The sequence below is a fragment of the Rhizobacter sp. AJA081-3 genome, from assembly GCF_017795745.1.
Classification (GTDB): domain Bacteria; phylum Pseudomonadota; class Gammaproteobacteria; order Burkholderiales; family Burkholderiaceae_C; genus Piscinibacter.
On record NZ_CP059067.1, the window covers coordinates 5,174,291 to 5,187,647 of the forward strand.

The 13,357-nt window shown below is 68.2% G+C and carries 15 protein-coding genes; 10 read left to right on the forward strand and 5 right to left on the reverse strand.

The window, feature by feature from the left end; genetic code table 11:
* The first annotated feature begins 140 nt into the window (after nucleotides 1–140).
* The 4 genes from nifH (at nucleotide 141) to HZ992_RS24535 (ending at nucleotide 4,526) form a co-directional block, all read left to right on the forward strand.
* A complete protein-coding gene (gene nifH / locus HZ992_RS24520; protein WP_209384446.1) occupies nucleotides 141–1,037 on the forward strand; it encodes a nitrogenase iron protein in 897 nt (298 codons plus the stop codon).
* 81 nt (nucleotides 1,038–1,118) lie between these two features.
* Nucleotides 1,119–2,582, forward strand: a complete 1,464-nt coding sequence (nifD, locus tag HZ992_RS24525) for a nitrogenase molybdenum-iron protein alpha chain (protein ID WP_209384447.1) — start codon at nucleotides 1,119–1,121, stop codon at nucleotides 2,580–2,582.
* 28 nt (nucleotides 2,583–2,610) lie between these two features.
* Nucleotides 2,611–4,170 (forward strand): nitrogenase molybdenum-iron protein subunit beta, encoded by a 1,560-nt coding sequence (gene nifK, locus HZ992_RS24530; RefSeq protein ID WP_209384448.1) that lies wholly within the window; start codon nucleotides 2,611–2,613, stop codon nucleotides 4,168–4,170.
* Between the two features lie 8 nt (nucleotides 4,171–4,178).
* A complete protein-coding gene (locus HZ992_RS24535; protein ID WP_209384449.1) occupies nucleotides 4,179–4,526 on the forward strand; it encodes a 2Fe-2S iron-sulfur cluster-binding protein in 348 nt (115 codons plus the stop codon).
* 28 nt (nucleotides 4,527–4,554) lie between these two features.
* Here HZ992_RS24535 and HZ992_RS24540 read toward each other — a convergent pair whose 3' ends face one another.
* From HZ992_RS24540 to HZ992_RS24555, 4 genes are all read right to left on the reverse strand, one after another.
* Nucleotides 4,555–4,746, reverse strand: a complete 192-nt coding sequence (locus HZ992_RS24540; RefSeq protein WP_209384450.1) for a hypothetical protein — start codon at nucleotides 4,744–4,746, stop codon at nucleotides 4,555–4,557.
* Nucleotides 4,747–4,787: 41 nt separating this feature from the next.
* A complete protein-coding gene (locus HZ992_RS24545; RefSeq protein WP_209384451.1) occupies nucleotides 4,788–5,093 on the reverse strand; it encodes a collagen-like protein in 306 nt (101 codons plus the stop codon).
* Between the two features lie 79 nt (nucleotides 5,094–5,172).
* On the reverse strand, nucleotides 5,173–6,336 hold the full coding sequence (locus tag HZ992_RS24550) for an AI-2E family transporter (protein WP_209384452.1): 1,164 nt from the start codon (nucleotides 6,334–6,336) through the stop codon (nucleotides 5,173–5,175).
* A gap of 59 nt (nucleotides 6,337–6,395) precedes the next feature.
* On the reverse strand, nucleotides 6,396–7,709 hold the full coding sequence (locus tag HZ992_RS24555) for a hypothetical protein (RefSeq protein WP_209384453.1): 1,314 nt from the start codon (nucleotides 7,707–7,709) through the stop codon (nucleotides 6,396–6,398).
* A gap of 160 nt (nucleotides 7,710–7,869) precedes the next feature.
* Between HZ992_RS24555 and HZ992_RS24560 the strand changes: the two genes are divergently transcribed.
* The 4 genes from HZ992_RS24560 (at nucleotide 7,870) to HZ992_RS24575 (ending at nucleotide 9,892) form a co-directional block, all read left to right on the forward strand.
* Complete coding sequence (locus tag HZ992_RS24560; RefSeq protein ID WP_245213292.1) at nucleotides 7,870–8,481, forward strand: rhomboid family intramembrane serine protease; 612 nt, start codon at nucleotides 7,870–7,872, stop codon at nucleotides 8,479–8,481.
* A gap of 79 nt (nucleotides 8,482–8,560) precedes the next feature.
* On the forward strand, nucleotides 8,561–8,884 hold the full coding sequence (locus tag HZ992_RS24565; RefSeq protein WP_209384454.1) for a hypothetical protein: 324 nt from the start codon (nucleotides 8,561–8,563) through the stop codon (nucleotides 8,882–8,884).
* Between the two features lie 5 nt (nucleotides 8,885–8,889).
* Complete coding sequence (locus HZ992_RS24570; RefSeq protein WP_209384455.1) at nucleotides 8,890–9,153, forward strand: hypothetical protein; 264 nt, start codon at nucleotides 8,890–8,892, stop codon at nucleotides 9,151–9,153.
* Between the two features lie 43 nt (nucleotides 9,154–9,196).
* Nucleotides 9,197–9,892, forward strand: coding sequence for a dienelactone hydrolase family protein (locus HZ992_RS24575; protein ID WP_209384456.1), 696 nt, complete (start codon nucleotides 9,197–9,199; stop codon nucleotides 9,890–9,892).
* On the opposite strand, the gene HZ992_RS24580 is transcribed toward HZ992_RS24575, so the two are convergent.
* The gene (locus HZ992_RS24580; protein ID WP_209384457.1) at nucleotides 9,850–10,296 is read right to left on the reverse strand and encodes a winged helix-turn-helix transcriptional regulator; all 447 of its coding nucleotides are present in this window, start codon (nucleotides 10,294–10,296) and stop codon (nucleotides 9,850–9,852) included. The two genes, HZ992_RS24575 and HZ992_RS24580, sit on opposite strands and share 43 nt — an antisense overlap.
* A gap of 94 nt (nucleotides 10,297–10,390) precedes the next feature.
* Here HZ992_RS24580 and HZ992_RS24585 point away from each other — a divergent pair, with 94 nt between their 5' ends.
* Together HZ992_RS24585 and HZ992_RS24590 are read left to right on the forward strand one after the other, a co-directional pair.
* A complete protein-coding gene (locus HZ992_RS24585; RefSeq protein WP_209384458.1) occupies nucleotides 10,391–11,251 on the forward strand; it encodes an SDR family oxidoreductase in 861 nt (286 codons plus the stop codon).
* 343 nt (nucleotides 11,252–11,594) lie between these two features.
* Complete coding sequence (locus HZ992_RS24590; protein WP_209384459.1) at nucleotides 11,595–13,346, forward strand: alpha/beta hydrolase; 1,752 nt, start codon at nucleotides 11,595–11,597, stop codon at nucleotides 13,344–13,346.
* The last annotated feature ends 11 nt before the right edge of the window (nucleotides 13,347–13,357 follow it).

Genomic DNA, 13,357 nt, shown 5'->3' on the forward strand with positions numbered 1-13,357 from the left:
AGAGAAGGCTGCGCGGACCCCATGTCAGGCCCCGAGGGACCTTCCATAAGAAGACCCACAAGGCACCGAAGGCTGCATAGAGATCGCGACGAACGTTCCCGCATCGTCAACTTCTCAACCGAATCAACTGGAGCAAACAAATGGCAAAACTTCGGCAGATCGCCTTCTACGGCAAGGGTGGCATCGGCAAGTCCACCACCTCGCAGAACACGCTGGCCGCCCTCTCCGAGATGGGCCAGAAGATCCTCATCGTCGGCTGCGACCCCAAGGCCGACTCGACCCGCCTGATCCTGCACGCCAAGGCGCAGGACACCATCCTCTCGCTCGCGGCCGAAGCCGGCTCGGTGGAGGACCTCGAGCTCGAAGACGTCATGAAGATCGGCTACCGCGACATCCGTTGCGTCGAGTCCGGCGGCCCGGAGCCGGGTGTCGGCTGCGCCGGCCGCGGCGTGATCACCTCGATCAACTTCCTCGAAGAGAACGGTGCCTACGACGGCGTCGACTACGTCTCCTACGACGTGCTCGGTGACGTGGTGTGCGGCGGCTTCGCGATGCCGATCCGCGAGAACAAGGCGCAGGAGATCTACATCGTCATGTCGGGCGAGATGATGGCCATGTACGCGGCCAACAACATCTCCAAGGGCATCCTGAAGTACGCCAACAGCGGCGGCGTGCGCCTGGGCGGCCTCGTCTGCAACGAGCGCCAGACCGACAAGGAACTGGAACTCGCCGACTCGCTGGCCAAGATGCTGGGCAGCAAGCTGATCCACTTCGTGCCGCGCGACAACATCGTGCAGCACGCCGAACTGCGCCGCATGACCGTGCTCGAGTACGCGCCGGATTCCAAGCAGGCGCAGGAGTACCGCGACCTGGCCACCAAGATCCACGCCAACGCGGGCAACGGCACCATCCCCACCCCCATCACCATGGACCAGCTGGAAGACCTGCTGATGGAGCACGGGATCATGAAGACGGTCGACGAGTCGCTGGTGGGCAAGTCCGCCGCTGAACTCGCCGCCGAAGCCGCTGCGGCCTGACGCAAAGCACGACACGAGGGCGGGTGGCGCGTCGTGCGCCACCCCACCTCGGCAGCCTGACACACCCTGAGGAGTTCTCCCATGTCCATGACCGTTGAAGAGCGCAAGGCCGTCAACAAGGCCCTGATCGACGAGGTCCTGAAGGCCTACCCCGACAAGATGGCCAAGCGCCGTGCCAAGCACCTCGGCCAGTACGAGGAAGGCAAGCCGGATTGCGGCGTCAAGTCCAACATCAAGTCGCTGCCCGGCGTGATGACCATCCGCGGCTGCGCCTACGCCGGCTCGAAGGGCGTGGTGTGGGGCCCGATCAAGGACATGGTGCACATCTCGCACGGCCCGGTGGGCTGCGGCCAGTACAGCTGGGCTGCGCGCCGCAACTACTACATCGGCACCACCGGCATCGACACCTTCGTGACGATGCAGTTCACCTCCGACTTCCAGGAGAAGGACATCGTCTTCGGTGGCGACAAGAAGCTCGACAAGATCATCGACGAGATCCAGGACCTGTTCCCGCTGAACAAGGGCATCTCGATCCAGAGCGAGTGCCCGATCGGCCTGATCGGCGATGACATCGAGGCGGTGTCGAAGAAGAAGTCCAAGGAATATGAAGGCCACACCATCGTGCCGGTGCGCTGCGAGGGTTTCCGCGGCGTCAGCCAGTCGCTCGGCCACCACCTGGCGAACGACGCGATCCGCGACTGGGTGTTCGACAAGATGGATGGCAGCAAGCGCCCCGAGTTCGAGAGCACGCCCTACGACGTCACCATCATCGGCGACTACAACATCGGTGGCGATGCGTGGTCCTCGCGCATCCTGCTCGAGGAGATCGGCCTTCGCGTGATCGCGCAATGGTCCGGCGACGGCACCATCGCCGAGCTGGAGAACACGCCCAAGGCCAAGCTCAACCTCATCCACTGCTACCGCTCGATGAACTACATCAGCCGGCACATGGAAGAGAAGTACGGCATCCCCTGGGTCGAGTACAACTTCTTCGGCCCGACCAAGATCGCCGCCAGCCTGCGCGAGATCGCCAGCCACTTCGACGACAAGATCAAGGCCAACGCCGAGGCGGTGATCGCCAAGTACCAGCCGCTGGTCGACGCGGTGATCGCCAAGTACCGGCCGCGCCTGCTCGACAAGACGGTGATGCTCTACGTCGGCGGCCTGCGCCCGCGCCACGTGATCGGCGCCTACGAAGACCTGGGCATGAAGGTGGTCGGCACCGGCTACGAGTTCGGCCACAACGACGACTACCAGCGCACCACGCACTACATCGGCGACGCCACGCTGATCTACGACGACGTGACCGGCTACGAGTTCGAGAAGTTCGTCGAGAAGATCCAGCCGGACCTGATCGGCTCGGGCATCAAGGAGAAGTACGTGTTCCAGAAGATGGGCGTGCCGTTCCGGCAGATGCACAGCTGGGACTACAGCGGCCCGTACCACGGCTACGACGGCTTCGCGATCTTCGCGCGCGACATGGACATGGCGATCAGCTCGCCGGTCTGGAAGCTCGCCAAGGCCCCGTGGAAGAACGCAGCGTAAGCCTCAACCCTCACGCCAGGAGAACACCATGCCCCAATCAGCTGACAAGGTCATCGACCACGAACTGCTGTTCCGCGAGCCGGAGTACCAGAAGATCTTTGCCGACAAGAAGGCGAACTTTGAGTTCAACCATTCCGACGTGAAGGTCGCGGAGATCCGCGACTGGACGAAGAGCAAGGAATACAAGGACAAGAACTTCGCCCGCGAGGCGCTCACCGTCAACCCGGCCAAGGCCTGCCAGCCGCTGGGCGCGGTGTACGTGGCCAACGGCTTCCACAAGACGCTGAGCTTCGTGCACGGCTCGCAGGGCTGCGTGGCCTACTACCGCAGCCACTTCAGCCGCCACTTCAAGGAGCCGACCTCCTGCGTCAGCTCGTCGATGACGGAAGACGCGGCCGTGTTCGGCGGCCTGAACAACATGGTCGACGGCCTGGCCAACGCCTACAACCTGTACAAGCCGGAGATGATCGCCGTCAGCACCACCTGCATGGCGGAAGTGATCGGCGACGACCTGAACGCCTTCATCAAGACGAGCAAGGAAAAGGGCAGCGTGCCCGCCGAGTTCGACGTGCCCTTCGCGCACACGCCGGCCTTCGTGGGCAGCCACGTCACCGGCTACGACAACGCGCTGCTCGGCGTGCTGCAGCACTTCTGGGACGGCAAGGCCAAGACCACCGAACCGCTGGTGCGCGTGCCCGATGAGAGCATCAACTTCATCGGCGGCTTCGACGGTTTCGTGGTCGGCAACATGAAGGAGATCAAGCGCATCTTCGACCTGTTCGGCGCGAAGGTGAACATCGTCTGCGACCCGTCGGAGGTGTGGAACACGCCCACCGACGGCGAGTTCCGCATGTACGAGGGCGGCACCACCAAGGCCGAGGTCGAGGCGGCGCTGCACGCCAAGGCGACCATCGTGTTCCAGGAGTACTGCTGCGAGAAGACCGCCAAGTACCTGGCCGAGAAGGGCCAGGAGGTGGTGGTGCTCAACGCGCCCGTGGGCGTGGCCGGCACCGACCGCTTCATCATGGCGATCTCGCGCCTGACCGGCAAGCCGGTGCCCGCGATCCTCGAGAAGGAGCGCGGCCAGCTCGTCGACGCGATGGCCGACAGCCAGGCCCACCTGCACGGCAAGCGCTACGCGCTATACGGCGACCCGGACCAGATGCTCGGCTACAGCGAGTTCCTGCTCGAGCTCGGCGCCGAGCCGGCCCATGTGCTGGCCACCAATGGCGGCGAAGACTGGGCGAACAAGGTGCAGGCGCTGTTCGACAGCTCGCCCTACGGCGCCAATTGCAAGGTCTACCCGAAGCGCGACCTGTGGCACATGCGCTCGCTGCTGCACACCGAGCCGGTGGACTTCCTGATCGGCAACACCTACGGCAAGTACCTCGAGCGCGACTGCGGCACGCCGCTGATCCGCCTGGTCTTCCCGATCTTCGACCGGCACCACTACCACCGCTTCCCGACCTGGGGCTACAACGGTGCGCTGTGGCTGCTGACCATGCTGCTCGACGAGTTCTTCGAGACGCTGGACGCGAACACCATCGTGCCCGGCAAGACCGATTACTCGTACGACATCATCCGATAGGCGCGGCCATGGCGAACGTCACATTCACCTCGCCGCGCATGCAGCGCGACCTCACCGTCTACGCGGTGGCGGGCGACACCCACACGCTGCTGTCGGTGGCCAAGAAGCACAAGGTGCCGCTCGAGTCCGACTGCGAGAACGGCGAGTGCGGCTCCTGCCTGATCCAGGTGAGCGTGCTGTCGGGCAAGGCGCCCATCGGCATGGCGCTCACCGAGAAGGAGAAGACGGTGCTGCGCTACGCCGGCAAGATCACGCAGGCGCAGATCGACGACGCCGAGACGAACGACAGGCCGCCGCCCTGGCGGCTGGCCTGCCAGTTCATCGTGCGGCACGAAGACATCCTGGTGAAGTTCTGATCGGAACGGGGCGCGCCTGCGCCCCGGCTCAGATGCTCTGGTTGTCCTGCGTATCGGTGACGGGCTTGCCGTCCTCGCCGAGATCCTTGTTCGGCTTGATGGCAGGCGAGCCCGCGCCCACGGCCGGGTCGACATGGCCCTCGACGTGGCGCAGGAACTCGTCGACCTGCTCGGTCGAGTGCGAAGAGGGCTCGATGTGAGCGCTGGGCTGGGTGGCCATGGGGTGGCTCCTGGAGTGAGGGGGGAGTGGGCGACGCGGGCTCAGTTCGAGGGCGCCGACGCAGCCGGCGGCACCACGATCACCGTGGTGCTGCCCCCCGTCTTGCCGGTGTCGCCGGTGCTGCCGGTCGCACCGGTGTAACCCGTGGCGCCGGTGCTGCCGGTGTCTCCGGTGCTGCCGGTATTGCCCGTGGCGCCGGTGCCGCCGGCGGGGCCAGCCGGTCCGGGAGGGCCGGCCACCGGTGCGGGTGTTTCCGCCGGTACGGGCACGGCCACGACGACGGGCTTGTTGCAGGCGGCCAGGCCCGTGGCGGCGAACAGGGACAACAGGATCAATGAGCGGTTCATGGGACGACCTCGCGGAGTTCGGCCCTTCAGGCTAGGCGCCTCGTCGCCGGCTGTCGGTGCGCTGCTGCACGCAGCGGCTTCACTCGCCGAGCAGTTCGCCGATGGGCTTGAGGTCGTCGACGCGGTCGCACACCGACTTCAGCGCCATCAGCAGCGGCGGGCCCAGCAGCAGGCCCCAGATGCCCCACAGCCAGCCCCAGGCGAGCACGCCGACGAAGATCACCACCGGGTTCATCCGGCTGGCCCGCCCGGTGAGCCAGGGTGTCAGCAGGTTGCCCTCGAGCGTGTTGATGAACAGCGAGACGCCGCCGATCAGCAGCGCCATCTCCAGCGTGCCGAACTGCAGGAAGCCCACCAGCGCCAGGCCGCCGGCGGTGGCCACCGAGCCGAGGTACGGCACCAGGTTGAGGACCGCCGCCACGATGCCCCACACGGCCGCATGCTGCAGGCCGATCCACCACATCGACAGCCAGGTGGCGACGCCGACCAGCACGCTGGTGAAGACCTGGATCATCAGGTAGTGGTGGATCTGCCCGGTGATCTCGTCGAGCATCTGGATGGTGATCTTCTTCTTGCTGAAGGTCGGGCCGGCCAGCTTGACCATCTTGCGGCGGAAGCTGTCGCCCGCGGTCATCAGGAAGAAGCTGACGAACAGCACCACCATCGCCTGGCCGATCAGGCCGACCAGGCCCAGCGTGCTGCTCCACAGGTAGTCGCGGATGTTGAAGCGCGGCCGCTCGATCTGCACCCGGGTCACGCCCTTGGCGGCCGGCGGCGCCTTCGCCACGCCTTCGGCGGCGGCCTCCTCGAGCTTCGCCGCGGCGCGCTGCATCTTGTCGATCGAGCTCTCGGGTGCGCCGCGCCGGCTCTGCACCGCCTCGCGAAGCTTCTGCGCGGCGTCGGGCAGCGAGTCGGCCAGCGCGCCGGCGTCGTCGGCGAGCGAATACGAGATGGAGCCGAGCCCGGCCACCAGGCCCAGCAACAGCACCGCCGCACCAGCCGCGCGCGGCAGGTGCCAGCGCTGCAGCCGCTCGACGGCCGGGGACAATCCGTAGCTCAGCATCACGCCGAGCAGCAGCGGGATGAACACCGCGCTGGCCCAGTGCAAGGTGTAGACGCAGGCCAGCAGCGCGATCACCGCCAGCGACACGCTGCGCACGTCGACGGGCAGGATCACATGCACGCGGCCGGGCGCGTCGTCGTCGCGGGCGGCCTCGGTCGCAGCAGTGGGGTCGTCGTCCATGGGCCGGGCCCTCCCCGTGGCCGCGGCCCAGTCTACGCCCCGGCGTGCGGGGCGCCGCGTCAGAGGGCCATGGCCGCGGCCAGGCTATCGCGTGCCGCCTTGTTCATGCGGATCTGGTACGGCAGGAAGGTCAACCGCTCCTCGACCGTCGCGCCGCCGGGGTTGGAGACGTAGTACGAGCCGCCGAGCACCGCACCGTCGCGAATCAGCGCGCCGGTGTAGACGTTGCCGTTGAGCTGGAAGTAGATGCGGTGCTGCACCGTGCTGCTCAGCGTGGCCGACGCCGGCCGCGGCGCGGTCGCCACCCACACCGGCACGCCGTTCACCGTGTCCAGCGTGCCGTCGGCCAGGTGGTAGGTGGTGAGGTCGCTGTTCGAGACGATGCCGGTGGTCAGCGCCGCGGTCAGCGTGGTGCCGCTCACGCAGGGCGTGATGTTGGCGTCGGTGGTCGCGCCCACGCAATCGAAGGCGGTGTAGCGGTCGCCCAGGCTCGTCGACGTGTACTTGACGTAGGCCGCGCCGGCCTGATACGTGGCACCGGCCGTGAACACCGCGGGGTTGGCGAAGAAGGAGTTGAACCACTGCGCGAACTCGGCCGGCGTGGCCGACACCTGGCCCGCCAGCGTGGCCGAGGTGTAGGCGCTGCGCAGCTGCGAGTAGGCCACCGTGGTGTTGTCGGCGGCCAGCGAATCGACGCGTACGTCGCTGCCCACGTACGAGATGCGGTTGGAGGCCTGCAGCGTCGGCACCACGAGGATCGCGCCGTTCTTCAGGATGCGCGTCGGGCCGGTGCTGGTCAGCGCCAGGCTGGTGGCCAGGTTCGCCGGCGCCGATTGCGCGTTGGTCTGCGGGCCGGCGGTCAGAGGCGATTGCGCCAGCACCGAAGACTCGGAGTAGGCGTAGTTGGTGCCGCTGGCCTGCGGTCCCGACAGGTTGAGGTTCCAGCGGAACAGGTAGCTGCCGGCGGACGGTGCCAGGGCCACGCTCTCGAAGGCCTGCTGGCTGGCGCTGGCCACGAGGCTCAGCGCGGCCGCGCTGCTGGTCACGCTGCCGTCGGCATTGCTCACCGTCACGCTGTACTGGGCGCCCTGGTCGGCGTAGCTCGCCGGGGGCGTGGCGTACGTAGCGGCCGTGGCGCCCGCGATGGCCGTGCCGTTGCGCCGCCATTGGTAACTCAGGCCGGCGCCGCTGGCGGTGACCGAGAAGGTGGCGCTCGCGTCGGTCAGCACCGATTGCGCCGTGGGCTGCGCCGAGATCACCGGCGGGTTCAGCACGACCGGCGGGCTCGAATCGCCGCCACCGCCGCCACAGGCGACCAGCGCCGCGGCCAAAGTTCCCCCCACCGCGCTGCGCGCGAATGCCTTCATGCTCATCTCGACCCTCCCCAGGGCTGTTGGATTTGATTCGTGCAGCCCTCCCGGCGGGATGGCCGGGGTGGCACTCTAGCGATGCCGGGCAAGCCGGGCAATACCGCGGCCCGGTGTCGCGACCGCGACAATCCTCGCCTGGCACCCGCCCGTCCCTGGAGACCCCTTGACCTTTCTCGCCGGCGCCCCCGCCGCCACGCTCATCCTCGCCGCCATGCTGCTGGCCAGCCTGGCCGGCCTGTACGCGATGCCGGTGCTCATCGAGCGCAGCCTGTTCCGGCCGCACTGGCTGGTGCCGCGTCGCGAGTACGCCACGCTGGTGACCAGCGGCTTCATGCATGCCGACCTGCAGCACCTGCTCTTCAATGCCTTCACCTTCTTCGCCTTTGCCTTCCAGCTCGAGCCGGCGATGGGCACGCCGCGCTTCGTGGCCCTGTACGCCGCCGGCCTGCTGGCCAGCGATGCGCTCACCTACGTCAGGCACCGCGGCAACCCCGGCTACCAGAGCCTGGGTGCATCGGGCGCGATCTCGGCGGTGCTGTTCGCCTCGATCGTCTACTTCCCGAACTCGGCGATCTACACGTTCCCGATCCCCTTCCCGATCCCGGCGCCGCTGTTCGCGGTGGCCTATCTCATTTACTGCCAGTGGGCCGCGCGCCAGGCGCAGGGCCGCATCAACCACGACGCGCACTTCGGCGGCGCCGTGGCCGGGCTGGTGTTCGTGGCGCTGACGGACGCGCCGGCCTGGGGCCGCGCCTGGCACGCCGTGTTCGGCTGAGGTGGCACCAAAGCTGCATGGGTAGGGCAGTCTTGTCGCAAAGCCGACAAGCGCCCCTTCCATTGACGGCGAGGTCCCGATGCAAGCTGCCCCCGTTCTCATCCGCACCACCCACGACGGCCGGCGCATCGAGGTCATCGGCGCGCGCATCTGCCTCGACGGCCAGCCCGAGGCCGACGAGCTCGTCGTGATCGACGAGCACCCCAATCGGCAGGCCATCCTGAAGATGGTGCCGCTGGCCACGCACGTGGCCGGCCGGCTGCCGCTGACGCTGGCCGAGGCTTCTGTGGCGCAGGCCGCGCTGCGCCGCGCCACCGACCGCTTCGATGGCTCGGCGCAGGCAGCGCGCGAGCGGCTGCGCCAGGTGGTGTGGCGCAAGTCGGTCACCGACGGCGTGGAGTAGCGCGCGTGATCTACGTGCTCGAACTCCCCGAGGCCGCGCCGCCGCGCGCGTGGTTCGCCTTCGATGCGGACGACCTGGCGCGCAAGCTCGACGGCAGCGACGCCGGCGCGCTGCACGCCCTCGGCCGCTGCCGCGTCTACCCCGACGAGGCCACCGCGATGGCCGCCTTCGAGCGCACCGCCGACCCGGCCTGGCAGGGCGATGGCTGGCGCGCACGCTGGGCGCTGCGCGAGCAGCTGATCGCCACCGAGGTGCTGGCGGAAGATTGAACTGACATACTCGTCGCCGTTCCAGCAAGAGCAGGAGACGACGATGGGCAAGACGATCGAATTCAAGCGGCCCGACGGGAAGGCCGTGCACGGCTACCTGGCCGAGGCCGAGTCGCCCGTGGGCGCGGTGGTCGTGATCCAGGAATGGTGGGGCCTGAACGAGCAGATCCGCGGCGTGGCCGAGCGCTTCGCGAGCGCCGGCTTCACCGCGCTGGTGCCCGACCTCTACCGCGGCAAGAGCACCGTGGAGGCCGAGGAGGCGCACCACCTGATGAGCGGCCTGAACTTCGGCGAGGCCGCCTCGCAGGACGTGCGCGGCGCCGTGCAGTACCTCAAGGCCGCGAAGGCCGGCAGCGGCAAGGTCGGCATCACCGGCTTCTGCATGGGCGGCGCGCTCACGGTGCTGGCCTCGACCATGGTGCCCGAGGCCGATGCCGGCGTCGTCTGGTACGGCTACCCGCCGCTCGAGTACGTGGACGCCTCGAAGATCGGCATGCCGCTGATGGCGCACTGGGCCACGCAGGACGGCGCCTTCGCCATCGCCGGCGTCGACGCGCTGGAGGCCAAGCTGAAGGAATCGAAGGTGCGCTACGAAGGCCACCGCTACCTGGCGCACCATGCCTTCGCCAATGAAGATGCGCAGGGCCGCAACCGCATCGCCATCACGCAGTACGACGCCGCATGGGCGCAGCTCGCCTACGACCGCACGATGCGCTTCTTCGGCCTCGAACTCGGCTGAGGTGCAGCCGGGCCGCCCTGCCGGCCCCGCGCGTCGAGGATCGCCGGCAGCTTGCCCTCGATCCAGTCGAACAGCTCGCGCACGTGGCGCCCCACCTCGCGGCCCAGCGGCGTGAGCTGGTAGTCCACGTGCGGCGGCTGCACCGGGTGCTCCACGCGCAGCACGAAACCGTCGGACTCCAGCCACTGCAGCGTCTGCGCCAGCATGCGCTCGCTCACGCCGCCAATGCCGCGGCGCAGTTCGCTGAAGCGCTGCGTGCCGCCTGACAGCAGCGCCACCAGCACCAGCACGCCCCAGCGGCTGGTGACGTGCTGCAGCACCTCGCGCGAGGGGCATTCGGCGGCGAACAGGTTGCCGCGCAGCAGCGGCTCGTGATCGATGGCGGGGGCGGTGGCGGCACGCATGGACACTTACCTCGGCGTTAGTACTTACGAAAAGTAAGCATAGCCGACATGATGGAGCCCTGTCATCCACCCAACCCCTTCAGGAGCACCCATCATGATCGTCGTCACCGGCGCCACCGGCCAGCTCGGCCGCCTCGTCATCGCCCAGCTCATCGAGCGCGGCGTGCCCGCATCGAAGATCGTCGCCGCCGTGCGCACCCCGGCCAAGGCGGCCGACCTGGCCGCTCTCGGCCTGCAGGTGCGCGAGGCCGACTACACCCGACCCGCCACGCTGGCCAGCGCCTTCAAGGGGGCCGAGCGCGTGCTTCTGATCTCGTCGAGCGAGGTCGGCCAGCGCCTGCCGCAGCACCGCGCGGTGATCGACGCGGCCCGCGAGGCGCGTGTGGGCCAGCTCGTCTACACCAGCCTGCTGCGCGTCGACACGTCGCCGCTGGGACTGGCGGCCGAGCACCAGGCCACCGAAGCGTTGATCGTGGCCTCGGGTCTGCCGCACGTGCTGCTGCGCAACGGCTGGTACACCGAGAACTACCTCGCCAGCGTGGCGCCGGCGCTGCAGCATGGCGCCTTCATCGGCGCGGCCGGCAGTGGCCGAATCGCCTCGGCCACGCGCGCAGACTACGCCGCCGCTGCCGCGGCCGTGCTCGCGCAGCCGGTGGGCGGCAACCGCACGTACGAACTCGCGGGCGACACGTCGTACACCCTGGCCGAGCTGGTGGCCGAGCTGAACCGACAGACTGGCCGCAGCGTGGTCTACCAGGACCTGCCGCAGAAGGGCTTCGAAGGCGCGCTCCTCGGCGCCGGCCTGCCCGCGCCCTTTGCGGCGCTGCTGGCCGACTCGGACGCGGGCGCCGCGAAGGGCGCGCTGTTCGACGACGGGCACCAGCTCAGCGCGCTGATCGGCCGCCCGACCACGCCGCTGGCCGATGCGATGAAGGCCGCGCTGGCCAAGGCCTGAGATCCTTGCCATGTGCCGATCAGCCAAGGCTGACCGGCACGAAGGAGCCGGCCATCGGCGCTGACGATGAAGCGCGCGCCCTGGCCGCGCAAGGGCATCGCGCCCTGCGGCGGCATGCGCAAGCCGGGGATGCAGCGGAAGACGCGCACAGAGGGCTCGGCCTCGGCGTCGGGGTTGGTCAGCACCCGCACGAACGCCAGTCCCGGCCCACTGTCTTCCACCGATGGAGGCCACCATACTTCACTGACTTGTCCTGCAAACTGTGGATGGCGTTGCGCGACCCGTCGCCTGTCGGTACGGATGGCGCCTACATTGAGAAGGCCGCAAAGTCGAGGGAGACAGCATGGTGACCGGGAAGATCCTGAAGAAGGCCTGTGTCTGGCTGTGCCTGGTCCTGACGCTTGCTGGCTGCGCCATCACGTCACCGCCGCCGCCGCCGCCGACACCGCGGCCGCCACCGCCTCCCGCTCCGGCGCCTCCGCCCGCGCCCGCGCCTGTGCCACCACCTGTGCCGGCTCCTGCTCCGCCGCCGCCACCTGCCCCAGCACCGGTCACGCAGAAGGTCACGGTCGCTGCCGATGTGTTCTTCGATCCCGGTCTGGCGGTGCTCAAGCCGGCCGCGCGAATGAAGCTCGAAGAAGTCGTCGCGAAGATCAATCCGATTTCGGTCGAGATGATCATCGTCGTCGGCCACAGCGACTCGACAGGCAGCGCGGCGGCTCAGCTGAGTCTCTCGCGGGCTCGCGCGGACGCCGTGAGGAGTTACTTCATCTCAAAGGGCATGGAAGCAAGACGTGTTTACGCCGAAGGCAAGGGAGCTACGCAGCCGGTGGCAGACAACGCCACGGCAGCCACGCGTGCCCGCAACAACCGCGTGGAAATCGAAGTCGTCGGCACGCGCCAAAGTGACGGGCCCAGCCCTGCGAGCTGGAAGCCGAACGACCAGGTGCCAGTGCTGTTCGCCACCAATAGGCAACCCACCGGTAGCGACAACCCGTTCCACCACTACGGCAACGCCCTCATCGATCGGCCGGACCGCGACAACCTTCGTCGCGGCATCGCGGTAGTGCGCGTGCCGCCCGATCGCGAGCGCGGTGAGGTGTCGCGTCCGGGCTGGGTGTCCGTGACACTCGAGCGTGTCTCGAGTCACCCGCTTGCCAGACTCATCGGCATCTCGCCGCGACCGGCCAGTAATCTGCGCACCGAGTTTGGCTTTGCTCAGCCGATCGTGGAGCTGTCTTCCACCGACTTCGCGCGCAGCCTGAATCAGGCGGTGTCCAGATCGAAAAGCAAGACCGCTGTGCTGTACGTGCATGGCTATGCGAACGACTTCGCGGATGCAGCCTTCCGTACCGCACAGATCGTTTTCGATCTGGCCCGGCCCGACTACGACCTGGTGCCGCTGATGTTCAGCTGGCCATCCGACCCCGGCGGCACAGGGATGAACTACGGCGAAGCGCGCAAGCGCTCCGAGGCCTCGGGCTACGACCTGGCGCGCTTCCTCGAGGAAGTGGCCGCCGCCACTGACATCGGCACGGTGCACCTCATCGCGCACAGCATGGGCTCGGAAGTGCTGGGACACGCAATGCTCAAGCTGGGTGTGCACCAACTGGAGGCCGAGCTGGCCGGGCAGCTGGAACGCCAGCCCGTGTTCCGCCAGATCGTCTTCGCCGCGCCTGACGTGACGCCGCGCATCTTCGAGGAGGTGATCGAACCGGCCATCCTGACGCGCCATGTGATTACCACCTATGGCGCATCCACCGATCTGGCGTTGTGGATCTCGACGATCAAGAACCGCCAGGAGCGGGTCGGCCGCGTGGGTGTGACGGCGCGCGTGCCGGAGTGTGTCGACACGGTCGACGTGACCGCCGTTGCCAAGGGCGGCCTGGCCCACTCCACCTGGGCAGAATCGCCACGCGTGCTCGACGACCTCCGGCTGCTCTTGCGCTTTGGCCTCGCGCCCTCTCAGCGCGGCTTCGCCGAGCGCCGTGTCCTGCTGCGGCCGATCTGGACACTGCTCGCCGCAGCGCCGCCCGCGTTGCAGAGCCTGCCCTCGGCGGCGGCGCAGCGGCGCGCCGTTTGCGATCCGCGTTGAGCCGGCTGCGC